Origin of the sequence: Muricomes intestini (genome assembly GCF_004346165.1) — a bacterium.
GTDB classification, from domain to species: Bacteria; Bacillota; Clostridia; order Lachnospirales; family Lachnospiraceae; genus Muricomes; species Muricomes intestini.
The window spans coordinates 1-22346 of sequence record NZ_SLZZ01000004.1 but is presented as its reverse complement, the minus strand read 5'-3'; the positions used below and the strand labels follow the sequence as shown (position 1 = coordinate 22346).

The 22346-nt window shown below is 43.1% G+C and carries 22 protein-coding genes and 1 tRNA gene; 3 read left to right on the top strand and 20 right to left on the bottom strand.

The window, feature by feature from the left end; all coding sequences use genetic code 11:
* Positions 1 to 38: 38 nt before the first annotated feature.
* From EDD59_RS04105 to srtB, 15 genes are all read right to left on the bottom strand, one after another.
* Positions 39 to 815 carry an SDR family NAD(P)-dependent oxidoreductase gene (locus EDD59_RS04105; RefSeq protein ID WP_132379183.1) on the bottom strand — a complete coding sequence of 259 codons (777 nt, stop codon included), beginning with the start codon at positions 813 to 815 and terminating at the stop codon, positions 39 to 41.
* A gap of 93 nt (positions 816 to 908) precedes the next feature.
* Complete coding sequence (locus EDD59_RS18275) at positions 909 to 2345, bottom strand: J domain-containing protein (RefSeq protein ID WP_279233325.1); 1437 nt, start codon at positions 2343 to 2345, stop codon at positions 909 to 911.
* 41 nt (positions 2346 to 2386) lie between these two features.
* On the bottom strand, positions 2387 to 4081 hold the full coding sequence (locus EDD59_RS04095; protein ID WP_132379181.1) for an Hsp70 family protein: 1695 nt from the start codon (positions 4079 to 4081) through the stop codon (positions 2387 to 2389).
* Positions 4078 to 4668, bottom strand: coding sequence for a nucleotide exchange factor GrpE (gene grpE / locus EDD59_RS04090; protein WP_132379179.1), 591 nt, complete (start codon positions 4666 to 4668; stop codon positions 4078 to 4080). Before grpE ends, EDD59_RS04095 begins: the two co-directional genes overlap by 4 nt.
* A gap of 36 nt (positions 4669 to 4704) precedes the next feature.
* Positions 4705 to 7836, bottom strand: a complete 3132-nt coding sequence (locus EDD59_RS04085) for an ABC transporter ATP-binding protein/permease (protein ID WP_132379177.1) — start codon at positions 7834 to 7836, stop codon at positions 4705 to 4707.
* A 256-nt stretch (positions 7837 to 8092) separates the two neighbouring features.
* Positions 8093 to 8371 (bottom strand): class II fructose-bisphosphate aldolase, encoded by a 279-nt coding sequence (locus EDD59_RS04080; RefSeq protein WP_132379175.1) that lies wholly within the window; start codon positions 8369 to 8371, stop codon positions 8093 to 8095.
* Positions 8372 to 8383: 12 nt separating this feature from the next.
* Complete coding sequence (gene pfkB / locus EDD59_RS04075) at positions 8384 to 9313, bottom strand: 1-phosphofructokinase (RefSeq protein ID WP_132379173.1); 930 nt, start codon at positions 9311 to 9313, stop codon at positions 8384 to 8386.
* Positions 9310 to 9969 (bottom strand): dihydroxyacetone kinase subunit DhaL, encoded by a 660-nt coding sequence (dhaL, locus tag EDD59_RS17710; RefSeq protein ID WP_243117341.1) that lies wholly within the window; start codon positions 9967 to 9969, stop codon positions 9310 to 9312. Before dhaL ends, pfkB begins: the two co-directional genes overlap by 4 nt.
* Positions 9966 to 10976: a dihydroxyacetone kinase subunit DhaK gene (locus EDD59_RS17705; RefSeq protein WP_165920856.1), complete on the bottom strand. Its 1011-nt coding sequence runs from the start codon at positions 10974 to 10976 to the stop codon at positions 9966 to 9968. Before EDD59_RS17705 ends, dhaL begins: the two co-directional genes overlap by 4 nt.
* 12 nt (positions 10977 to 10988) lie before the next feature.
* Positions 10989 to 11861 (bottom strand): MurR/RpiR family transcriptional regulator, encoded by an 873-nt coding sequence (locus EDD59_RS04065; protein ID WP_132379171.1) that lies wholly within the window; start codon positions 11859 to 11861, stop codon positions 10989 to 10991.
* 95 nt (positions 11862 to 11956) lie between these two features.
* Complete coding sequence (gene rpsR, locus EDD59_RS04060) at positions 11957 to 12223, bottom strand: 30S ribosomal protein S18 (RefSeq protein ID WP_132379169.1); 267 nt, start codon at positions 12221 to 12223, stop codon at positions 11957 to 11959.
* A gap of 40 nt (positions 12224 to 12263) precedes the next feature.
* Complete coding sequence (locus EDD59_RS04055) at positions 12264 to 12707, bottom strand: single-stranded DNA-binding protein (protein WP_132379167.1); 444 nt, start codon at positions 12705 to 12707, stop codon at positions 12264 to 12266.
* Positions 12708 to 12721: 14 nt separating this feature from the next.
* Positions 12722 to 13009 (bottom strand): 30S ribosomal protein S6, encoded by a 288-nt coding sequence (rpsF, locus tag EDD59_RS04050; RefSeq protein ID WP_132379165.1) that lies wholly within the window; start codon positions 13007 to 13009, stop codon positions 12722 to 12724.
* 131 nt (positions 13010 to 13140) lie between these two features.
* Positions 13141 to 13329 (bottom strand): DUF951 domain-containing protein, encoded by a 189-nt coding sequence (locus EDD59_RS04045; protein WP_132379163.1) that lies wholly within the window; start codon positions 13327 to 13329, stop codon positions 13141 to 13143.
* Between the two features lie 57 nt (positions 13330 to 13386).
* Positions 13387 to 14151, bottom strand: coding sequence for a class B sortase (gene srtB, locus EDD59_RS04040; RefSeq protein ID WP_132379161.1), 765 nt, complete (start codon positions 14149 to 14151; stop codon positions 13387 to 13389).
* A gap of 262 nt (positions 14152 to 14413) precedes the next feature.
* Here srtB and EDD59_RS04035 point away from each other — a divergent pair.
* Positions 14414 to 14484: transfer RNA gene (locus EDD59_RS04035), tRNA-Cys, on the top strand.
* A 101-nt stretch (positions 14485 to 14585) separates the two neighbouring features.
* Here the strand turns inward: EDD59_RS04035 and xylB are convergent.
* From xylB to EDD59_RS04015, 4 genes are all read right to left on the bottom strand, one after another.
* A complete protein-coding gene (gene xylB / locus EDD59_RS04030; RefSeq protein WP_132379159.1) occupies positions 14586 to 16058 on the bottom strand; it encodes a xylulokinase in 1473 nt (490 codons plus the stop codon).
* A gap of 59 nt (positions 16059 to 16117) precedes the next feature.
* A complete protein-coding gene (locus tag EDD59_RS04025; RefSeq protein ID WP_132379157.1) occupies positions 16118 to 17602 on the bottom strand; it encodes an L-fucose/L-arabinose isomerase family protein in 1485 nt (494 codons plus the stop codon).
* Positions 17603 to 17756: 154 nt separating this feature from the next.
* Positions 17757 to 18374, bottom strand: a complete 618-nt coding sequence (locus EDD59_RS04020; RefSeq protein ID WP_132379155.1) for a DUF4867 family protein — start codon at positions 18372 to 18374, stop codon at positions 17757 to 17759.
* Between the two features lie 105 nt (positions 18375 to 18479).
* Positions 18480 to 19304: an AraC family transcriptional regulator gene (locus EDD59_RS04015; protein ID WP_132379153.1), complete on the bottom strand. Its 825-nt coding sequence runs from the start codon at positions 19302 to 19304 to the stop codon at positions 18480 to 18482.
* Between the two features lie 214 nt (positions 19305 to 19518).
* On the opposite strand from EDD59_RS04015, the gene EDD59_RS04010 reads away from it, so the two are divergent.
* A complete protein-coding gene (locus EDD59_RS04010) occupies positions 19519 to 20694 on the top strand; it encodes an iron-containing alcohol dehydrogenase (protein ID WP_132379151.1) in 1176 nt (391 codons plus the stop codon).
* A gap of 240 nt (positions 20695 to 20934) precedes the next feature.
* Positions 20935 to 21096, top strand: coding sequence for a hypothetical protein (locus EDD59_RS17700; protein WP_165920855.1), 162 nt, complete (start codon positions 20935 to 20937; stop codon positions 21094 to 21096).
* Between the two features lie 14 nt (positions 21097 to 21110).
* Here EDD59_RS17700 and EDD59_RS04005 read toward each other — a convergent pair whose 3' ends face one another.
* Positions 21111 to 22127 carry a carbohydrate kinase family protein gene (locus tag EDD59_RS04005; RefSeq protein ID WP_132379149.1) on the bottom strand — a complete coding sequence of 339 codons (1017 nt, stop codon included), beginning with the start codon at positions 22125 to 22127 and terminating at the stop codon, positions 21111 to 21113.
* Positions 22128 to 22346: the final 219 nt, after the last annotated feature.

Here is a 22346-nt window from a genome sequence, read left to right as displayed (position 1 = left end):
GCTCTTTCTCCAATTCATATTGCGTAAAAAGACTGCAATTATACAATCGCGCTTCCCCCGTCAACAATAACAAACTGTCCCTGCACATAGCTGGAAGCATCACTGGAGAAATAAAGAATTGTTCCGTTTAATTCCCCCTGCCTGCCAGGACGTCCTGCTGGGTTTGTATAATTGTAAGACTTCAGAAATTCATCGGATTTAAACAGGGTGCCGCTTGTCATCTCGCTTTCAAAAAGTCCGGGGCCAACAGCATTTACAGTAATTCCATACCTTGCATAAGATGCCGCCATGCCTTTTGTCAGGCCCAGAACTGCAGACTTGGATGCATTATAAGAATGCCTGATAAACACATCCGCCTTGTCCGCAATAACCGCGTTGATGGACGCAACGTTGACAATCTTTCCATAGCCTTTTTCCTTCATGTGCGGAACCACATACTTGCTCACAAGGAAAATCCCCTTGACATTTGTGTCAAAAGATTTATCCCAGTCTTCTACCGTCATACTGTCTACACCGCCTCTTACCGCTATTCCGGCATTATTCAGCAGGATGTCAATGTGGCCAAAAGTTTCCATAACCTGTGCAATAGCCGCTTTCACGCTTTCCTCGTCGGTGACATCGCAGGCTGCCGCTATTGCTTTTCTGCCTGTCTTTTCAATCTCAGCCTTTACAGCTTCCAGCTTCTCCACTCTTCTTGCAAGTAATGCTACATCTGCCCCGGCTTCCGCATAAGCAAGTGCCGCATCTGCTCCAAGACCCGAGCTTGCTCCTGTCACCACTGCCACTTTTCCCGCTAAATTAAATAAATCAGCCATATCCTTCATATCCTCCTTCAGATTGTTATTTTAATATCATTCTACACTTCTTCTCATAAAACGTCTACAGAGGATGTCCGCTTGTACTAGATTTTATACAATATTTCTTCCACAGCACTTCTTATATTTTTTACCACTGCCGCAGGGGCATGGATCATTTCTCCCTATCTTTGCCTCTTCTCTTCGGTACGTTCCATTTTCATATGCATCATAATCATCTTCACCGGCCGAACTAAGCATTAGTCTTGCTCCGGAAGGATACCCCATGAGCTTTTTGTATTTCTTCTCATACTTGTTAAAGAGATATTGCTGACTACTGCAATTTAACATCTCTTCCAAGAATTCTCCCATCGCCTGTCTAAGCACTGGGTATTCCTTCTTCACACGCTGCAGCCCCGGCAGAATATTTTTAAGATCATTTACCATATAGAGAAGTGTATCATAAACAGCTCCATCACCAATGCCTGTCCCAAGCAGCTCCTTTATCAGGGATATTTCCGGATCTGCGGTGTTTCGGACGGCCGCTTTTTCGGTCAGCAGCCCATACCACAGATTTGAGGCCTCCTTAATTATTTCGTGAATCAGAGGATCTTTCTCTATTTTTATTTTTTCCATATTTGCTTTTATAATAGTCAGCGGCAGCTCTCCACGCTCTGAAATATTATTTTCATTCGATACAACATATTCTCCATACTTAAAAAATACCGGACCTGCCGCCTCATCCACTTCAAGAATCTCAGACAGGGCAGTGCACATTCCCATTATTGTATCCTCATATATACTGAATTCCAGCGGTGTTTCCGTCATAATGTCAAATATCTCATCCGAATGACCAAGCAGCCACTCATAGTCCCTGGCCTGCACGTATTCTGAAATTGTCCACAGAATACTGCTCATGGATTCCGCATCTTCACGGGCATGGTTTTCCAGACTCCTATAATATTCAAATACATCTAAACTTATCCGGCAGACCAGCTCTGTACTTTCCTGGAAAGCGGCAATGTCCATAAAGTTATCATAAAAAGAAAGATTCTTTACCCCTTTCTCATATAATGTACAGTATATCTGAAAGGCCTTATTATTCCAGCCTCTTGCCCAGTATGCCTTTCCCAGCTGTTCCATATATTCTATGTTTTCACTGTCTTTTTGGCAGAGTCCCTCCCACAACTTCACTGCTTTGCCGGAATTATCGTTTAAAATATACGCCTTTCCCAGTAAAATACGGAACTCCATAATTTCTACAATATCCAGTACCCTTTCACAGAGGGCAATGGCCTTATCATACTCTTCCTTCTTTATCCATTCCAAAACCTGATTATATGGATGCCTGAATTCTGTGGGAATCTGTGTAATTTTTTGAGCGGTGACCAGATTGGAGTCCTCTTGCAGGTATTCGTATGCTTCTCTGATTTCCTTGAACTTTTCCGGCTCTTCTTCTGGGCGGTACTGCCTTATAAGTCTAAAATACGCTCTCTTCACCGCCTGTTTATCTGCACCGGCTTCAAGGTGCAGTACTTTAAATGGATCCATAAAATGCCTCCTCTAAACGGTATTTTCCGCAAAATACAAATTTATCTATCCAGCAGCCCAAGTAATTCTGCTTCAATGTCCTCCGCTTCATCCACATCGCGGCCGAGAACAATGGCCTCTTTTAATGCCGTCAGAATCTCTTCCAACTCAATACTATCCGGTGTATATTCCTGCTCAGCCAGCCATTTTTCCGCCTTTCGGACAGTAGCCCGGAATTTCCGGGCCATAGGCGCCCGGCTCCATTCGCTTATATCAATGTACTCCGGCTCTTTTGCCTCCTTCATATCGATGGAAACATGAGCCTTTTCTCCGGTTGAAACTACCACTGCCGTAACCACAAGGATTCCGTTGAGGTCATAGGAGAACTCCACATCTATTTTTTCTTTTCCGGCTCTCGCCCGGGGAAACTCTCCAATGCAAAACTCACCCAGAGACACATTCTCTGTGGCAAATTCCTTTTCACCCTGATATACCTCCACAATAGCTTCTCTCTGATTATCTGCTGCTGTACTGTATCGCTTTGTTTTTGTGACCGGTATTGTTGTGTTGCGTGGAATTAGTATGTCCATGTAATTATCAAACGGAATACCGTACATATCCGTCATTACCCTGATTCCAAGTGCATAAGGTGCCACATCTGTAATCATAATGTCTTTCTGGGGATCCAATTCACCGCTTAACGCAGCCGCCTGCACCGCCGCCCCCATAGCAACAGCCAGATCAGGATCTATCAGTTTCTCCGGTTTTCTGCCCAGGAGTTCCTCTACATATCTGCCGATATATGGAATTCTGGTTGTACCGCCGGTCAGCAGTATAAGATCAATATCAGACTCTGTATAGCCACTGTCGGACAATGCAGTTTCTATCGGCTTTCTTGTCAGTTCGACCAAATCCGCAGTCATCTCCTCAAACATACCGGCCGTGATGGTTTCCTCCAGAGTCACTGGTGTTTCGCCGGATACAGCGATCATCGGGAGGGTAATCTTATATTCCTTCTGACTGCTTAAAGCTATTTTACACTTAATTGCCGCTTCACGCAATTTCACCATTGCATAAATATCCTTGCTTAAATCCACCTGGTATTTTTCTCTCGCTTCATAGAGCAGATAATCAATCAGACGCTGGTCAAACTCCTTTCCTCCCAGCTCATTATTCCCGCTGCTGGCTTTCACTTCCAAAACCCCATCGAACATTTCCAGCACGGTCACATCGAACGTGCCGCCGCCAAAATCGTATACCAGTATTCTGCTTTCCTCGGCTATATGTTCGATTCCATAGCACAGGGCGGCTGCGGTCGGCTCATTGATAATCCGCTCTACAGAAAGTCCTGCCTGTCTTCCCGCTTCAATAGTAGCCTTTCTCTGCTCATTATTAAAATATGCCGGAACAGTGATAACCGCGCTGTCAACCGGTTCTTTTAAATAAGTTTCAGCATAGGCCTTTATGTGAACAAGCAGTTTAGCGGAAAGTTCTTCCGGGGTATAAAACTTGTTTGACAGCCTAATCCGTTCTCCGCTCCCCATCAGGCGCTTAACCTCCACCGACGTGTCCTGTGGATACAGGAGCTTGCGCTCATCTGCCTCTTCGCCGGCAATAAAACGCCCTTCTTTCCTGCCAATAACTGAAGGTGTGATTGCATTTTGCCTCTCATTTGGAATAATAAAAGGCACCCCGTCGAGCATAACAGCTGCTTCTGAAGTTGAAGTTCCCAAATCAATGCCAATTACTCTTTTCATCCTGCGTTCTCCTCTCCTTTGTACTGGTAGGCTGTAACCTTAGCTTTGTTTACCACATTCCCCTCAAAAATTATGCCGGGAATAATAACCTCACAAACCTGACCATCTTTTTCTTTTTGTTCTGTATCACAGATACCGACCACCTCATGTAGATTAAAGTCGACCGTTATATCCTGCTCTTTGATGATCTTCAATTCCGATTTTTCCATGTTGTCACGCAACTGTTTTTTTATTCCCTCAAGCTGCTTCACCCATTCACCCTCTTTGCCCTCTATGTTTCGAAACATACGTTCCAGCTGGTGCAGGCTCCCATCATATGCAGATATATAGCCCACCAATACTTTTTCCTTGCTTCTTGCAGAATTCTGTTCTTCCAGAATCGTCTTGTACTCGTCCAGAACCTCCAGAATATTTTCTATAACGACCTCACTTTTCCGTTGTCGTGTCAACAATGTCTGATAATTCTCCTGCTGAAGCTTCCACTGCTCCTCCTGAAGCCCCTCTTCCGACCAAAGTTTATCAAGAATCAAAGGAATTTTACTAATACTTTCGTTTTTTTCTTTTCGCCTTGCACTAAAAAACAACATACTGCATCTCCTATTCGTCTAGCAAAAATCTGTTCATCATTCGCTGCGCAATGCCTCCACCGGATCTTTCCGGGCCGCCGCGGAAGATGGAAATAATCCAGAAATAAAAGCTAAAAACATACTTATACCAGTCAAAATGAGGGCTGCGGTTACCGGCAGCTGTGCAATCCTCTCAATCCCAAGCTTGTTATAGACAATTATATTTGCCGGGATGCTGATGAGATATGTGGCAGCAACGCCCAGGACTCCGGCCACAAGACCGATAATCAAAGTTTCCGCATTAAATACCCGTCTGACATCCCGCTTACTTGCTCCGAGCGCACGGAGGATTCCGATCTCCTTTTTTCGTTCCAGCACAGATATATAGGTAATTACACCAATCATGATAGAGGAAACAACCAGAGATATGGCAACAAAGGCAATAAGCGCATAGCTGATTGTATCAACGATATCCGTCACCGAAGTCATCAGGGTGCCCACAAGATCTGTGTACCGCACGACCTTATCTTTTTCTCCTTCCTTCTCCATCTGGTCATTATAATTCTCAAGGAAGTTCTTCACATCATCTTTTGAATTGAAGTCCAGCGGATAGATGTTTATCTGTGTTGGATTCCCCGGATCGGCATATCCCAGAACAGACAGATTGCTTTCATATGTGCTCTCTTCAGGATTCATAAGGGCTTTTAGAAACTCAAGTATTTCATCCTCTGACATCTTGAGTTTAAAAGCCTGGGCAAAAGCATTTTGATCTATGCTGATGGCATTTTGCATCTGTGCCGGCAGCTGACTCAGGGCATTTTGTATCTGATCCTGGAGCTGAACCTGAAGCTGAGCCTGAACCGAATCCATCATTTGGGCTATATAGCTCTGCATTGTTGTTTCCATATAGGTTCTGAGGATCTCCGCCAGCTTAGTGTCAATCTGGGTGGCCGCGAGCAGGTCATTTAACTGGGCGGTCATTGTTCCCTGTACATCAGGACGTGCCAAATAAGCTGCCAAATCTTCTGCCATCTGATTCGGATCCACAGCGCCTGCTTCTGCTTCCTCCGCCAGAAAACCTTGCATTACACCGGTCATAATAGCTGTAAGTTCATCAGAGGGGATATTAACTTCTCCTGCAATCGATTCTGTCACCTCGTTAATATCAAAAGAAGGCGGCTCCATCTCATCTGTATTAATGGAAATATCACCCAGCCCTGACAAATCAAGGTTAATCTGGGAAGGATCCATGTTAAAGGCATTTCTAATGGCATTTTCATCGATGGAAAACAAATCTGCGAAATCAAACTTTGAAGTTGCCTTTCCTTTTTTCTCTTCTGCAAAGCTTTTTCCTGTCAAAACATTTACCGCCGGATTTGCAATCTGTTTCTTAATAATCTCCTTATCAGCTGCCTCTTTCATGAGATAGCCAGTAAGCTCAGGCGTGTAATTGACACCCGGAGAAAGTGACGTAGCTTTTGCATCCGGGTCAGCCTGTACAACACCGACAATCTTCAAATCCAGGCCCTTATTGACAAGCTCACTCATATATTGGCTATTATCGGATTTATCCACCCAGATACTATGCTCCTTATCATATGCATATTTGTCGGCCGCAGAGATAACTTTCAGCTTTGCTGACATTAAATCCTCATAATTAAAGGATCTTTTCTCTTTCTTTAATTTAACCTCTGCATCAGGATTATTAACAAATTTATCCATTACCTCTTCCAGCTCAGTTCGATTCCTGAGTCCAAGAGTGTAAAGCACATAGTCAGACACACTTCCATCAGGCATTAAAACAATAACGGCCTCGTCATAACTTTCAGGCCAGCGGCCGGCATCGACCACATATTGTTCCTCAAACATCTTGATGTCACCCGGCATCTCATTAAAAACATTCATGCCCATAGAACTGCCCGAGCCCATAAATGCACTTAAAGCATTGTTTGCACCCAGACCATAAGAGCCCAGAATCGAATCCGGATTGATCTGGTCCACATTCTCTGACGTATCGGCAAGATAAATCTGTGGAGTCACATTGTAGGAATATTGAATATTTTTCACATAAGGATTTATCTTGCGTCCGTTCGTTTCAATATAAGACTTCAGTGATTTCAGGTCATTCTTATTTTGATGGTTAAACAAAGTTTCCGTAATCTTTTGCTCTTTGATGCCGCCGGATTCAGACTTGCCATCTGCAGACCTAGCGCCCATCGCATTTTCACCGGAATCGGCAAAAAAACCAGAGAAATCAATTCCTGAGCCCTGAATTGTCAGCGGATATATACTCATGGTCTCTTGCTCCACCCCTGCAATATATGAATCGATTCCACTTGCCAGGGCGAGGATAGCGGCAATTCCGATAATGCCTATGGAGCCTGCCAGGGCTGTCACAAAGGTACGTCCCTTTTTTGTCATGAGATTGCTCAGTGACAACGAAATTGCTGTAAGAAAGGACATGCTCACTTTGCGGGGTGCACGGCCGGCACGCTGCTTTTCCTCAGACGCATCCAGGGGATTCGTGTCTGATATGATTTGTCCATCTTTCAGTTGAATAATTCTTGTCGCATAATCATCCGCAAGCTCGCTATTATGAGTAACCATAATAACAAGTCTGTCTTTGGCAATTCTCTTCAGAAGATTCATCACCTGCTCACTGGTACTTGTATCCAGCGCACCGGTAGGCTCATCTGCCAGCAGAATCTCCGGATCATTGATCAGCGCTCTGGCAATTGCCACCCGCTGCATCTGGCCGCCGCTGAGCTGATTTGGCAGCTTTCTTATATGATCTCCCAGTCCGACCTCTTCCAGTGCCTCTTTTGCACGTTCTTTTCGCTCCGACGGAGATACTCCGCTTAAAGTTAGAGCCAACTCAACATTTGAAAGGATTGACTGATGGGGAATCAGATTATAGCTCTGAAATACAAAGCCAATACGATTGTTTCTGTAGGTATCCCAGTCAGAGGATTTGTATTCCTTTGTGGATATACCATCGATTTCCAGATCCCCCGAATCATAGTGATCCAACCCTCCTATGATATTGAGCATGGTGGTCTTTCCAGATCCGGAGGGTCCTAAAACGGCCGCAAATTCATTATCACGAAACGTCACCGATATCCCGTCCAGTGCAGTCTGTGTATAGTCAAATGTCTTATATGATTTCCGTATTTCTGCCAATTTCAGCATAATTTATGTTATTTCCTTTCTTTGCCAGATGTGTTTGGGAATTTCCTATTTATAAATAATAGCATAATATTCTATTGTAGGCTACACAAAATCTGCGTATAACATTAAAGCAACATACATTTGAAATGTCTACAAAAAATGGATAGTACCCTCACAAATGTGGGCAACTATCCATTCTTTACTCCAAATGTCAGGAGCTACGCTCCTTGACTAAAAATTAATTGATTTGCAATAACCTCGAAAAACTTATAATTTTTCATTCAGCTGCTCTTTCATAGCTGTCACCATGATCTAAATGGATGGCAACCGGAATTTCACTTTTTTGTGCAGCTGCCGCTGCCATGCTGTAATACAATTCTGGTGTTGCATACTTTAAAGTACCTGATGTTGTTTGAATTATTACTGGAGCCTTCAATTCCTCAGCCGCTTCAACAATCGCCTGAACCATTTCCATATTTTCAGCATTAAATGCAGCGACGGCATATTTCCCGGCTTTTGCTTTTTCCAGCATCGCTTTTGTTGAACGAATCAACATAGTTCTCCTCCTTTACAACTTATGTATTTTAATCTGCGGTAAAAAGTATTCCATATCTTTTTTTCTGCATAGCTTTGTTCCACTATGGATAAGAGAACCTGTGGCACAAGCCACACCATGCCTAATAATCTCTATTTCCGGCAGCCCGTTAACGATTGCATAGCAAAATCCGGCTACCATTGAGTCTCCGGCACCTTGGACACCTTTAACATCAACTTTTACAGGATCTACGATATAACTTGCTTTGTCTGAAACAAAGACTGCTCCTTTGCTCCCCCTGGAAACACAAACATATTTTATCCCGCTGCTTACAATGTCTTTCGCAGTTTTTAGAATTTCTTCTTCATTTTCTATCTTGCGGTTAAAGGTATACTCTAATTCGTCTACATTTGGCTTGATAAGAAATGGTTTTGCATCTATGCCAAACTTTAGGAGATCACCTGATGCATCCAGAATAGTTTTTACAGCTTTTTGATTTGCCATAGATATAATTTCCTTGTATATATCTGCCGATATTCCCGGCGGTACTGAGCCGTCAACTACCAAAACGTCGATTTTATCCATCTCCTCCTCCAGTAGTCTTAGAAAGCCGTCAACATGCTCCTTTGGAACGGCATGTCCCTTTTCATTAAATTCACTCATAACAGATTTTTCAGTATCGAAAATTTTGATGTTTGTTCTTAGTTCTCCATTTACCTCTACATGCTTAAAGGAACATCCCAACTTTTTTAAAAAATCAGTGAGTTTTGCTGCGTCTTCTTTATAATTAAACCCTGTTGATAAATTTTCTATGCCAAGATGCTGCAGTACACTATTGACATTTATTCCTTTACCTGAAATATCGTCCCTGGTATTTAGGACATTATTTGTTCCGCCATAAAGGAACTTCTCTATTTCTACAGTTCGGTCAATACATGGGTTCAGCGTTATTGTTGCAATCATAAAGCAGCCTCTTCTTTCTCTTTGCTTATCCATTCACTCATTGAACGAAAAATAATCCAAATAGATGTTGCTCCGGCATCCTGCAAGCCTATGGCTTTCCCGCCAAAGTACTTTGCCCTGCCAAATCTGGCCTTTACTGTCTTTGTATATTGAACACCATCTTGCGCCGCCTTTGCGGCTTCGCTAAAACCATGTACTAATGTCTTGCCTTCTTGGACAGCCTTTTCCAGAGCAATAACTGCTGGTTCATAGGCATCTACCATGGTCTTATCCCCGACGGAAGCCTTCCCCCGCTGCTTTAATGAAGTAAGCGAAGTCCTGAAAATCTCTGCAAAATCATTGAGATTCAAAGTACCTTTACTTCTTCTCTTTGTGATGCCGCTAATAAAAACTGTTCCAAACAGCACCCCAGATGCTCCCCCCATGGAATCAAGCAAGATTGTTCCTGTCTCCTTCAAAACATCTTCCGGGTCTTTAGGCATATATGCCGGCAGCTCCTTCTTTACGGCACTAAACCCTCTTTTCATCCCCGTCCCATGATCTCCATCGCCTATCTTTGAGTCGATTTCTGTCAGGTAAGGCTCGCTTTCAATAATTTTATCAGCTATATAGAGTATCATTTCTTTACACTGACCGCTGTTAATACTATTAATCATTTCCGTTCCCCCTGTTCCCAGTACCGAAACGATGGTGAATTTACTGGTTTGTTATAATACTCTTTTATTTTTTCATTTACTTTTAAAATTGTCACCGAAAATCCACCGGCCCCTTGTGTGGCAAACATTGTGTCAACATGGCTTGCATACACTTTAATTCCTCTGTCAGCAAATATTTTTAAGCATTTTCCGGCAATAATATAGGATTCTATAAAGGTGGTTGCCATGAAAGGGTTTAAAAAATATATAACCTCATCATCCTTTTTCAAATTTGCGTCTTCAATAATCATGTTTATTATTTTTTCTGCAATCTTATCGGCTGAACTGATATCTGTTCTCTCAATCCCCATCTCTCCATTAAATCCCATGCCATACTCAGTTTTCCCTTCCGGTAGGTCATAAGCTGGTTTGCCTGTTTCCAAAACATAGGCCGGCGATGTAGTAACACTACAGGTATATGTATTATCGCTGACCTTTTGTGCTACTTCAGCCACTTCGTCGAGGGTCAGCCCGGTCTTTGCTGCCGCTGCCGCAATCTTCAGAACCAAAGATACCCCCGCAATACCCCGGCGTTCTCTCTTTTCAGTCAAATCTGCCGAAGTAATGTCATCCGCCACATAAACACGTCTTGTTTTAATTCCTTCCATTTCTGCTAATTCCGCTACTAATTCAAAATTTAAAACATCACCGGCATGGTTTGTGGCAACACACAGCACTCCATCTTTATTAGGTACACTTCTAAGAGTATTTAAAATAGCTCTCGCTGCAGGTGCAGTAAACACATCCCCACATGCACAAGCATCAGCCATCCCCTCCCCTACATATCCAATTGGCCAGGGTTCGTTCCCGCCGCCTGCCCCGATAATAACTGAGACTTTATCCTCAAGATTTTTTCTCAAGATCACCTTATAACCATCCAATCTTTCATATTTATCTGGATAACATTGAATATAGCCATCTATCATCTCATTCATAGACTCTTCTGGCCGGTTAAGTAATCTATTCATAGTATGCCCCCTTTATTTTACATGCTCTTTTACTATTTCCTTTGAGAACCGCTTATATCTATTTAGATTCTCCTTTTCATGCTTTGTTGCAACCAGCATGTATAGACAGTCAACCAAAACTAATTGTGCTACGTTTTCGCTTGAGGGCTCAAACAACTTTCCCATTTTGTCTGAGGCATAATCATATGCACTAAGCAGAAGATAATCCGCTGAATTTGCCAGCGGAGAATCAACAACGCTCGTAATTCCAACAACTGTGACTCCATTTTCTTTTGCTCGCCTTGCACCTTCAACAACAGATTTACTTTTTCCAAAATTACTGCATGCGATTAATAAATCCCCAGGCTGCATAATAGATGTTATATTGACAATCTCATGTGAATCACTGTATTCCACAATATTGTAACCAATCCTATAAAGCCTTGAAACTAAAGCTTGTGTAGTGATTTTCGAACGGCCGACGCCTATTGCTACAATACGCTTTGCCTTATCTATATAATTCGCAATAGATTCCATAGTCTCAGTATCAAGTATTCCTAATGTCTCATTTAATACTCTTTCACTTCTGCTAAAAATCACTTGACATATTTCCTGAGTTGTCTCTCCCACTTTCATACCATTATAAGCCAGACTATCCTCATCGTTTATTTCCGCCCTGCTTTGTGCAGCTACAAAGCTTAACTGAAAATCATTAAAACTTTTATAGCCTACCAATTTTACAAATCTACTTACAGACGCTGGACTAACATTACTTTTTTCAGCGAAGGTACTTGCTTTTTCAAAAACAACGTCATTTGGATTATTTAATACATAATCTGCAATGCGTTTCATTGCATCATTCATTTGAGGATATTTGCTTTTTATTTTGATTAATATTGAAGACATCTTTTTTTCCTCTTATTTCTTTTACTTCATAAAATTTCGGCATTAAAAAAAGACTGAATTTCCGGAATATACCGAAAAACCAGTCTTTCTTTTAATTAATCTTGAACGTAAGGCATTAAAGCGATATGACGTGATCTCTTAATTGCTACTGTAAGAGCTCTCTGATGCTTTGCACAGTTTCCTGTGATTCTTCTGGGAAGAATCTTGCCTCTCTCAGAGACATACTTTCTCAGCTTCGCCACATCTTTATAATCAATCTCATTGTTCTCTTTGCCGCAGAATACACATACTTTTTTTCTTCTGCGTGATGGGCCTCTTCTCTTGAAGCCGCCTTCTGGTCTGCTTCCTTTTTCGTAAGCCATTTTTTTACCTCCTATATGATTTATAGAAAGATTTCACAATCTAGTTAAACGGTAACTCTTCGTCAATCCCGTCCGGAATGTTCATGAAGCCGTCACCTGCATCAACACTGGGTGAAGGGCTGGGTGCTGCCTGATGGAAAGAGCCTCTGTTAGCTTCGCTTTCGGCTTTGCTCTCAGCAAATTCCTGTTCCTCAACAATTACTTCTGTTGTATATACCTTTACACCATCTTTATTCGTGTAGCTTCCGGTTTGAATACGTCCTGAAATAGAAACACGCATTCCCTGACGGAAATATTTCTCTGCAAATTCTCCTGAACGGCCGAATACAACACACGGAATGAAATCCGCTGTAGGCTCATTATCTCTCTTAAACCTGCGGTCAACAGCTAGTGTATATCTTGCAACGGCAGTTGCATTCTCACCTTGTGAATATCTAACTTCTGGGTCTCTTGTTAAACGTCCTACCAAAACCACTTTATTCATATATACCTCTTTCTCTATGCTTCCTGTCTAACGCATAAATATCTGAGTACATTGTCCATAATACGGATACGCTGTTCAACTTCTCCGGGAACATTGCTTTCAGATTCGAAGTGGATGAAGTAGTAATATCCTTCTTTCATCTTCTGAATTTCGTAAGCGAATCTTCTCTTACCCCATTCATCGACATCAGTTACATTGCCGCCGAAACGTGTGATTAACGCTTTCACCTTCTCGACAACTTCTGCTCTGGCATCGTCTTCGATTTTTGCACTGACAACAACAGCTAACTCATACTTGTTCATGTCTTTTGCACCTCCTTATGGTCTCTGGCCCCCGCTTTTTCACGGGAACAAGGAAAATTAAATATCCGGGGAACCTTAGAATTCCGCGGGTACGTCACGAGTAATTATAATACCATAAGAAGCTGTCCGTATCAAGACCTTTTTCGAATTTCTTTCGTGTTCTTCTCCACTAACTTGCGCGGAACCATAATCTGATGTCCGCACCCTATACACTTCAGACGGAAATCTGCACCGACTCTTAATACTTCCCATTCGTGACTGCCGCATGGATGCGGCTTTTTCATACGAATAACATCCCCAACATCAAACCTATCTGCCATAGACACCTCCTTTTTCTCAAAGGGGACTGACCCTTTTGCGGTCCGTTTTCAGAATATTCAGTCTTCTACAAGTACACCCTGCAGCAAGAACCTGTCTTCCTCATTTACATTAGTGCAGGTGGACAGACTTACTATCCTAGAACCGGAATCCACTTTTGCATCCGTCTGATAATTGGATGAACCTTTGCACATCTCCAGGTAATCAGCGAATTCCTGCTCTGTGGGGTACTCAATCCTATAATTCTCCGACTGGTCATTGACAACCGCCGCCGCAAAAACCTGATATGTAAGTTTTCCCTTATTTGGCGTATATATGTAAAAATATGGATGCTCTTTGCAAAAGTCCTCACTTGCATATTCGTTCAACTGGGAAAACATCTCCCCGCCCACCTGCAGGTTGTGCCCGTAGATAAATGTATTTTGATCTGAAAAGTCTGAACTGCTGCGCATATCCATAAAAATTGCTCCCAATTTATTGTCATTGGCAGAAAATGTTTTTGTAAGGTATTCCTCATTGTCCGCACTTTTCACAACGGGATAGCTGATGGCGGAGGGTGCATCAAATCTGAGCCAAGCTACGGTGTCCGGGTTCATTTTCAACAGTTCATCAAAGTCAATCTGAAACCCATCATTATCGCCGTCACCCGTAATTGCCAACTCCTTCACCTTATTGTATTCCTTTCCCCCGGAATAATACGGAGCCAGCATCATAACCAGTTGGTATACCGAAACAACAAGCACACAAACCGACACAATTAACACAATTGTAGATAAAACCTCTCCAAAAGAACCGCTTTTCTTGGGTTTCTTCTTTTTGCCCATTATTTTCTCCCATCTGTATTCTGAATATTCTGAAAATGGTCCGCAAAAGGGTCTGACCCTTATTTTCACTTCTTCATTATAAGGGTGCTGCATTTATTTTTCAACTGTCGGAGAATATTTTTGCCAATGATGCCGGAGCGAGAATAAAAATGGAGAATAAAAGTATCTGGAAATTTCGCCGAATATGATTGACGGTCGGCTATATTTTTGGTATACTTTAAGAGCTGTTTGAGTGAGATGCACCATTAATTTTCTCAAACACGGCGCAGTAGCCAAGTGGTAAGGCGTGGGTCTGCAACACCCTGATCACCGGTTCAAATCCGGTCTGTGCCTTTTAAAACAGAGTTCACAAAGGATGTGGAATGTTGATTTAATCGATATTCCACATCCTTTTTATTATCCCTCTTTTAATTTTTAATGTCTATCTCAAAAAATTATTCTGCCAGTTCCCTGAACAATCCTTTTACAGCAGGGTAGATCTTTCTGAACTTCTGGTATCTTTCTTCATACTTATCCACCAGTTCTTTCTCCGGCTCAACAGTTTCCACAATCTTCACGAGCTTCTCTGCCGCTTCTTCCACCGAAGTGTATTCTCCGCACCCAACTGCAGCAAGTATGGCGCCACCGTATCCCGGGCCTTCCTCACTTTCAATAACATCTACTTTCAAATTCATCACGTTTGCAATAATCTTCTTCCAGAGTGAACTTTTTGCTCCGCCGCCGCATATTTTTGTGCGCTCGATCTGAATACCAAGGCTTCTGGCAACTTCCAGTGAATCCCTCAGGCCAAATGCCACGCCTTCCAAGACTGCCTGCGTCATTTCTTCCCTTGTCGTGTCCATAGTCATGCCTATGAAGGTAGCACGTGCCTTGGGATCATTGTGGGGAGAGCGTTCACCCATCAGATAGGGAAGATAAAACACCTGGTTTTGGCCCAAATTTACAATACGTTCCTGCTCTGCAGCATATTCCTTTGTCTGCAAAATTGTGTCCATCCACCACTTATTACAGGACGCTGCACTCAACATACATCCCATCAAATGGTAATTTCCATCTGCATGTGCAAAAGAATGGAGGGCATTGTTTGCGTCCACACCAAAAGATTTGCTTGAGATGAAAATAGTTCCGGATGTTCCAAGTGAAATGTTGCACATGCCGTCCCCGACAGTCCCTGTTCCGACTGCTGCCGCCGCATTATCCCCGGCTCCCGCAATGACCTTTACCTCTTTTCCAAATCCAAAGGCTTCTGCCACGTCCGCCTTCATATTTCCCACAACTTCATAACTTTCATATAACTTAGGAAGCTGTGTCTGTGCCACACCGCATATCTCCATCATTTCCTTTGACCAGCATTTATGCTCCACATCCAGCAGAAGCATCCCCGATGCATCAGAATAATCCGTGCAGAATACACCACTTAGTTTATATGCAAGATAATCCTTCGGCAGCATGATTTTCCTGATTTTTTCAAAGTTTTCCGGCTCATTTTCCCTCATCCAGAGAAGCTTCGGAGCCGTAAACCCGGCAAATGCAATATTTGCCGTATAGGCAGACAGTTTCTCTTTTCCAATCACATCATTCAGATATTCTGTCTCCTTGCCGGTACGCCCGTCATTCCACAAAATAGCCGGACGAATCACCTCGTCATTTTCATCCAGCACCACAAGTCCATGCATCTGGCCGCCAAAGCTAATACCTGCAATCCGGAACTTGTCGCAGTCTGCCGTCAGCTCTTTCATCCCTTCCATTGTCTGCTTGTACCAGTCCCGGGGATCTTGTTCTGACCAGCCCGGGTGAGGGAAATACAGCGGGTATTCCTTCGAAACAGTATTGCAGATCTTTCCATTCTCATCCATTAACAAAAGCTTCACTGCTGATGTGCCTAAATCAATTCCTATATATAACATAATCCACCTCCGTTAAAAGGGGTCTGACCCTTTTGCGCTTCGTTTTCAGAATATTCTGTCTACTTCCACGGGTTCTCTGTCGGATATTTTACCCCTGCCGGCTGGTTATATCCTATTTCTTCTACCGGAACTCCAATATACTTAAATACTTCAAATAATGCTTTTCCGTGATTTCCGAAGGCTACCGCTCCATGATGGGGGTAATTTCTCTCTATTAATACATGGCGGTAAAATCTTCCCATCTCGGGTATGGCAAATACGCCGATAGAGCCGAAAGATTTTGTGGCCACCGGGAGTACTTTGCCCTGGGCTATGTATCCGCGCAGCTTACAGTCTGCCGTGCTCTGCAGCCGGAAAAATGTGATGTCTCCGGGTATAATATCTCCTTCAAGAGTTCCCTGTGTTACTTCTTCCGGCAGCGTTCTCGCCATAATCATCTGGTTCTTCATCTCACAGAAGGAAAGTTTTCCTGAAGCTGTATTCCCACAGTGGAAGCCCATAAAAGTGTCTTTCTGTGTATAGTTGAACTTTCCTTCTATGTCTTCTTTATACATGTCTGCAGGTACAGTATTATTGATATCCAACAGTGTTACAGTATCCTCACTTACAACCGTTCCGATAAACTCGCTCAAGGCTCCGTAAATATCCACCTCGCAGGATACTGGAATTCCTTCTGCGGTCAGACGGCTGTTGACATAGCATGGTACAAATCCGAACTGGGTCTGAAATGCCGGCCAGCATTTTCCTGCAATCGCAACGTATTTTCTGTATCCTTTATGCTCCTTGACCCAATCTTTCAGAGTAATTTCATACTGGGCCAGCTTTGTGAGAATCTCCGGCTTTTTGTTGCCTGCTCCCAGTTCCGCCTCCATTTCCTTTACAACACAAGGAATTCTTTCGTCTCCGGCATGCTTGTTGTACGCCTCGAATAAATCCAACTCGGAGTTTTCTTCGATTTCTACTCCCAGGTTGTAAAGCTGCTGAATCGGTGCATTACATGCAAGAAAATTTAAAGGACGGGGGCCGAAACTGATAATTTTCAAGCTGCTCAAGCCTATGACTGCCCTTGCAATCGGTTTGAATTCCTGAATCATATCCGCACATTCCTCTGCCGTTCCCACGGGATATTCCGGGATATATGCTTTAATATTGCGCAGCTTTAGATTATAGCTGGCATTGAGCATTCCACAGTATGCATCCCCCCGGCCCTGCACCAGATTATTCCCTGTCTCTTCTGCGGCCGCAATAAACATCTTCGGTCCGTCAAAATGTTTTGCAAGCAGTGTCTCTGCTATCTCCGGTCCGAAATTACCAAGATAAACGACAAGGGAGTTGCAGCCAGCATTTTTTATGTCCTCCAGAGCCTGCACCATATGGATTTCACTTTCTACAATGCAGATTGGACATTCGTAAACTTCTTCATCACCATATTTTTCTCTGTAAGCTTTCATAAGCGCTTCCCTGCGTGTCACAGAAAGACTTTCTGGAAAGCAGTCTCTGCTGACCGCCACAACTCCGATTTTTAATTCTGGCATATTGTTCATTTTCTATTCCTCACTTTCTTTTTATTCCCGCGGGCAACAAACCAAGCGGAAATGCTTGCATTTCCATTTGGCGACTGCCGCGAGGGTCAAATACCCCGCAGCCTGCCACACTGTAAGTTTGATGCCCCATCAGCTTGCTGCGGAGTCTTTGACTTCAACTTAAGCTTATGTTTTCACCCCTCAGCCCGCAGAAAGCCCCTTCAATGCCTGCTTCACGATGTGCAATCAGCCATTTATTCTTTGCTGCAATTAACCTGTCCTCTCCATTTTCCCCGGGTACAAATGTCAGCTCTGTGTTTGTATCGGCAGGCAAAATCACAACACATCTAAATCCTCCCGGCTGTGCCGTGCACGGAGCATAGTGCAACGTTGTCGCATACATTTCCACAACCGTTCCCGCAGGAACTAGAAACGCCTCCACCAGAGAGGTATCATAAGTATAGTCCGGCTGAACATCCTGCTGTGCCCCTAACAACAAAATCATATTCGTCACCGCAATATTAATCTCAGACGAGCGGTGGTACTCCAACGCATTCAGCTTGTGATTATCCCCATTGCAATATCCAATCTGAATTGGCAGTCCACCGAACGCCCGTTTTTTGAAAGCCTCTGCCTCCGGCAGGGCCTCCAACTCCTCCACCGCCGGCATATAAATAACCTTTTCCGGCAAAGGGGTATGCTCCATTTCTCTGAGAATTCTGCTGACAGAATATTCTTCCAGAACCTTACCGTATTTGCCAAACGAAGAGTCTGTTACCTTCTGAATTTCCATTGCCTTCCCTCCTAAACAATTACGAATTTTTATTGCTTTTATTCTTATAAGGATATTCTACCAATTTATTGTATATCCTTCGACCAAATATTCAACTAAACAATGTCACTTTCTTGTCTTTTTCCTAAATTCACTGGGCAGCATACCGTACTTTTTCCGAAAGGCCTTGCCCATCGCCTTACTGTTTGGAAAACCATTGTTCAGAGCAATCTCACTTATTGTGTATTCTGTGTTTAGCAGTTCCTTCAAAGCGTACTCCGCCCGTATGCTCTGAAGGTAAGATTTATAGTTAATTCCCGCATATTTCTGAAACATTCTGGACAGATAAGCGGGAGAATACCCGAATATCTCACCCAGCCGTTCCAGGGAAAGCTCGTCCATGTAATGTTCCTTCACATAAGAGGTAATCACAGAAAGACGGTTTAATCTTTGATTTTTCCTAAGCATGTCCGAGCTTACTTCTGTCTCCCGGTACTTTGTCACCATCTGATATAAAAGCTCATAGAACAGACCTAGAACTTTGAAATCATATCCGCATTTTTTCCCTGTGTATATGTGATAAATGTCGGAAATTAATGACATCACTTTTTTGTCCTGGGTTTGTGCATCATGCGTAAAGCTAATAAACTGTTCCCCTGTATAGTAGTTCTCAAAGGTCTTTAAGGGTATCTGAACCACCACAGTCAGATTCGGCACAGGTGAATCTATAGAATGAATTTCATTAGGGTTCACTAGTATAAACTCCCCTGCATGCAGAGGGTATTTTTCCCGGTTAATATAAAAAGTCAAAGCCCCCTCGAACACAGCAAATATCTCTACAGACCTGTGCCAGTGTGCATCCCGGAAATAGCCGCCTTCTCTGCCTTCAAAAACAAATATCTTAAACGGTAAATTCTCACTTGGTACAATTAACTCATGTTTAAATTCCATACCTTTTTCGAAAAGGGGTCAGACCCCTTTGGCCTCCATTTTCAGAATATTCTCAACTTGATGGTATCATTTTATGTAATCTCCGTCAATAATTCATTATCGGCAAATCTAACAGAAAACCTTTCCAGCCTGTGACACTGTTTATCTGCCATCTTGTGTTTTCTGCAGATAGGAATTATACTGTATACTAACACATGAAAAAGGAGGTCTGTACATGGATAATTTTACATTTTTTGCCCCCACGTATTTTGCATTTGGGATGGGCACTGAGAATGAAACCGGAAAATATGTGAAACGGTTTGGTGGCAGCAAGGTTTTAATACACTACGGCGGAGGCTCTGTCATCCGTTCCGGATTACTTGACCGGGTAAAACAATCACTGGAAAAAGAGCATCTGACATATATTGAACTCGGAGGGGTAAAACCAAATCCAAGAAGCGGTCTGGTTTATGAAGGAATTGAACTTTGCAGGAATGAAAAGATCGATTTTATCTTAGCTGTGGGCGGCGGCAGTACAATCGATTCCGCAAAGGCTATCGCAGCAGGTGTCCCATACGACGGCGATTTTTGGGATTACTACGAAGGGAAGCCCGTAGAAAATGCGCTGTCTTTGGGCACGGTTGTCACTATTTCTGCCGCCGGAAGTGAAGGCTCTCCTGATTCCGTCATCACAAAAGAGGAGGGAATGTTTAAACGTGGGGCTTCCGGTGAGGGATTGAGACCCAAATTTACAATCATGAACCCAGCCCTGGCACAGACTCTCCCAGCTTATCAGACTGCCTGCGGCATTACGGATATTATGGCTCATCTGTATGAGAGATATCTGACAAATACAACAGAAGTCGAAGTTACTGACAGAATGATTGAAGCCTTACTGCTGACCATGATTCATGAAGGCCCAAGAGCGATAAAGGATCCGGACAACTATGATGCCCGTGCAAATATTATGTGGGCAGGTATGATGGCACACAATAATTCCTGCGGTGTCGGAAGAACGCAGGACTGGACCAGCCATGAGATAGAACATGAACTGTCTGCTCTATACGATTGTGCCCACGGAGCCGGCCTGGCTGTTGTAATGCCGGCCGTATTTAAGTATAACCTGAAGCACAACGTAATGCGCTTCGCGCAGGCTGCTGTCCGGGTATGGGGATGCCAGATGAACTTCGAAAACCCGGAAGAAACTGCTCTGGCAGGAATTGAAGCACTACGCCAGTTTTTAATTTCTATCGGCATGCCAAAGAACTTTGCCGAACTGGGAGCGAAAGAAGAGGATATTGAGAAATTAGCACATACCGCCTGCTACGGAAATGTAAATACCGGGACATTGGGCGGATTTGTGGAGCTGACACAAAAGGATGTGGAAAACATCTATCACCTTATGGTATAAATCCGCGAAGGGGACAGTCTCCTTTTCAACAAGGACTGTCCCCCTTTGATTTATGCTTTTTTCTCCTTAAAGATAAACTTCATAATTGGAAAAAATACCCAAAGGATCCGCCGCCTCCCCTGTTTGCAATAGAACCATTAGTGCTCATCAGTGCAGTGAAGCTGAATATAAAACAGGTATAGATTTCTTGCCTGGAATTGATTATAATAAGAAATAGCTTATACATCCGGAGGAGATAAAATGTTAAAAACTATTGTACTTATTGCAGCGTTGATTTGTTCCTGTATCTACATGGTATTGTTTTGGGTCTCCAACCCAAAGGCAAATCAAATTGCAAATAAAATTCAGAAGCCCTTTGTAGTTGTCAGTGCCCTTTTGTTGGTGCTGTATTTGATTTTATAAGGTGCTTATATTCCCTATGTAATTCCATGTCTGCTGATTCCTGTCACTGCACCTACATATTGCACAGACAAAGCCGCGCATTGTGTACCGTAATCACAGCATTGTGTTAAATCCCAATCACTCAGAATTCCGTGGATAAAGCCTGCCACAAAATTATCCCCAGCACCTGTGGAATCTACTGCCTTTACTTTCCTGGCCGGCACATGAAAGCTTCCACTCTCATTGACAGCAATACAGCCTTTCTCACCAGTCTTAATGATAACATTCTGTACACCGTGTTGGCAAAACTTTTTACCCATCTCCAAGAACAGTGTTTGTTCCTCCTGTTCTTGACCTTCTCTGGAAATATCTGCTTTCCTAACAAACTCATTCTTCCCTAAAACGGAGGCCCCTGATGCCTCCTCTGTCAATATATGGCTATAATAATAGGCTTCATTTTCATTTGGAAACATATAATCAATGTAAGGTAAAATTTCCCGAATGTCTTCTCCAGAAATATTCCTGTATATAGGCATTTTTGTATCGGCACAGACAATTGCGCCCTCTTTTTTTGCAGCTTTCATTAACCGAAGAACATTCTCCTTTCTGTCAAGCGGTGCCCTGAACAAGCTGGCAAAGGATACCACCTTGGCACCGCCAAAAGCACGTTCTTCCGGAACATATCCTGTCGCCATAGCCGCAAGACTGTTGACCGACTGACGATTGCCGTCCTTTTGTACCATAAGATTGGCAATGGGTGTCGATAGTTCTTCCGATACTGTGGTACAGGATACATCGACACCATTTTCTTTAGCTGTGTGAAGTATCATCTGTCCTGGAATATCCTTTCCCAATCCACACATCAGACTAACCCGATGGCCCAGATGAGATAAGACAATTGATTCATTTAAAGCGTCTCCGCCCGTGTTCAACGTGATGGATTCTGCCCTGTACACATTTTTCTTATAAGGCTTTTCTTCCATTCCCCTGGTGATACAATCTACGAGCGCCTGGCCTACGCATACTACGTGCCCCTGTTTTTCCACTCCCATATATTCACCCCTCGTATAATAAGTTTGTAAGCAAGAAAAATACAGCTTACAGACTTATTCTTTTTTGGTATAGAGGTAAGGATATCTCTGAGGATTCCCCTCATTCCTATTCCCATCTATACAGTCAATAGTTACTTTTTTATATGGTTAATCCTGTGGTATGATATCAGCAGAGTCTGATGTCCGAAGGCACTGCTGTCACCCCTTTCAGCCGGCTTT

Excerpts from the sequence above, each read along its gene's own strand:
- EDD59_RS04105 (WP_132379183.1), bottom strand. The coding sequence starts at position 815 with ATGGCTGATTTATTTAATTTAGCGGGAAAAGTGGCAGTGGTGACAGGA.
- EDD59_RS18275 (WP_279233325.1), bottom strand. The coding sequence starts at position 2,345 with ATGGATCCATTTAAAGTACTGCACCTTGAAGCCGGTGCAGATAAACAG.
- EDD59_RS04095 (WP_132379181.1), bottom strand. The coding sequence starts at position 4,081 with ATGAAAAGAGTAATTGGCATTGATTTGGGAACTTCAACTTCAGAAGCA.
- grpE (WP_132379179.1), bottom strand. The coding sequence starts at position 4,668 with ATGTTGTTTTTTAGTGCAAGGCGAAAAGAAAAAAACGAAAGTATTAGT.
- EDD59_RS04085 (WP_132379177.1), bottom strand. The coding sequence starts at position 7,836 with ATGCTGAAATTGGCAGAAATACGGAAATCATATAAGACATTTGACTAT.
- EDD59_RS04080 (WP_132379175.1), bottom strand. The coding sequence starts at position 8,371 with ATGTTGATTCGTTCAACAAAAGCGATGCTGGAAAAAGCAAAAGCCGGG.
- pfkB (WP_132379173.1), bottom strand. The coding sequence starts at position 9,313 with ATGATTGCAACAATAACGCTGAACCCATGTATTGACCGAACTGTAGAA.
- dhaL (WP_243117341.1), bottom strand. The coding sequence starts at position 9,969 with ATGATTAATAGTATTAACAGCGGTCAGTGTAAAGAAATGATACTCTAT.
- EDD59_RS17705 (WP_165920856.1), bottom strand. The coding sequence starts at position 10,976 with ATGAATAGATTACTTAACCGGCCAGAAGAGTCTATGAATGAGATGATA.
- EDD59_RS04065 (WP_132379171.1), bottom strand. The coding sequence starts at position 11,861 with ATGTCTTCAATATTAATCAAAATAAAAAGCAAATATCCTCAAATGAAT.
- rpsR (WP_132379169.1), bottom strand. The coding sequence starts at position 12,223 with ATGGCTTACGAAAAAGGAAGCAGACCAGAAGGCGGCTTCAAGAGAAGA.
- EDD59_RS04055 (WP_132379167.1), bottom strand. The coding sequence starts at position 12,707 with ATGAATAAAGTGGTTTTGGTAGGACGTTTAACAAGAGACCCAGAAGTT.
- rpsF (WP_132379165.1), bottom strand. The coding sequence starts at position 13,009 with ATGAACAAGTATGAGTTAGCTGTTGTTGTCAGTGCAAAAATCGAAGAC.
- EDD59_RS04045 (WP_132379163.1), bottom strand. The coding sequence starts at position 13,329 with ATGGCAGATAGGTTTGATGTTGGGGATGTTATTCGTATGAAAAAGCCG.
- srtB (WP_132379161.1), bottom strand. The coding sequence starts at position 14,151 with ATGGGCAAAAAGAAGAAACCCAAGAAAAGCGGTTCTTTTGGAGAGGTT.
- xylB (WP_132379159.1), bottom strand. The coding sequence starts at position 16,058 with ATGTTATATATAGGAATTGATTTAGGCACATCAGCAGTGAAGCTTTTG.
- EDD59_RS04025 (WP_132379157.1), bottom strand. The coding sequence starts at position 17,602 with ATGAACAATATGCCAGAATTAAAAATCGGAGTTGTGGCGGTCAGCAGA.
- EDD59_RS04020 (WP_132379155.1), bottom strand. The coding sequence starts at position 18,374 with ATGGAAATTCAGAAGGTAACAGACTCTTCGTTTGGCAAATACGGTAAG.
- EDD59_RS04015 (WP_132379153.1), bottom strand. The coding sequence starts at position 19,304 with ATGGAATTTAAACATGAGTTAATTGTACCAAGTGAGAATTTACCGTTT.
- EDD59_RS04010 (WP_132379151.1), top strand. The coding sequence starts at position 19,519 with ATGGATAATTTTACATTTTTTGCCCCCACGTATTTTGCATTTGGGATG.
- EDD59_RS17700 (WP_165920855.1), top strand. The coding sequence starts at position 20,935 with ATGTTAAAAACTATTGTACTTATTGCAGCGTTGATTTGTTCCTGTATC.
- EDD59_RS04005 (WP_132379149.1), bottom strand. The coding sequence starts at position 22,127 with ATGGGAGTGGAAAAACAGGGGCACGTAGTATGCGTAGGCCAGGCGCTC.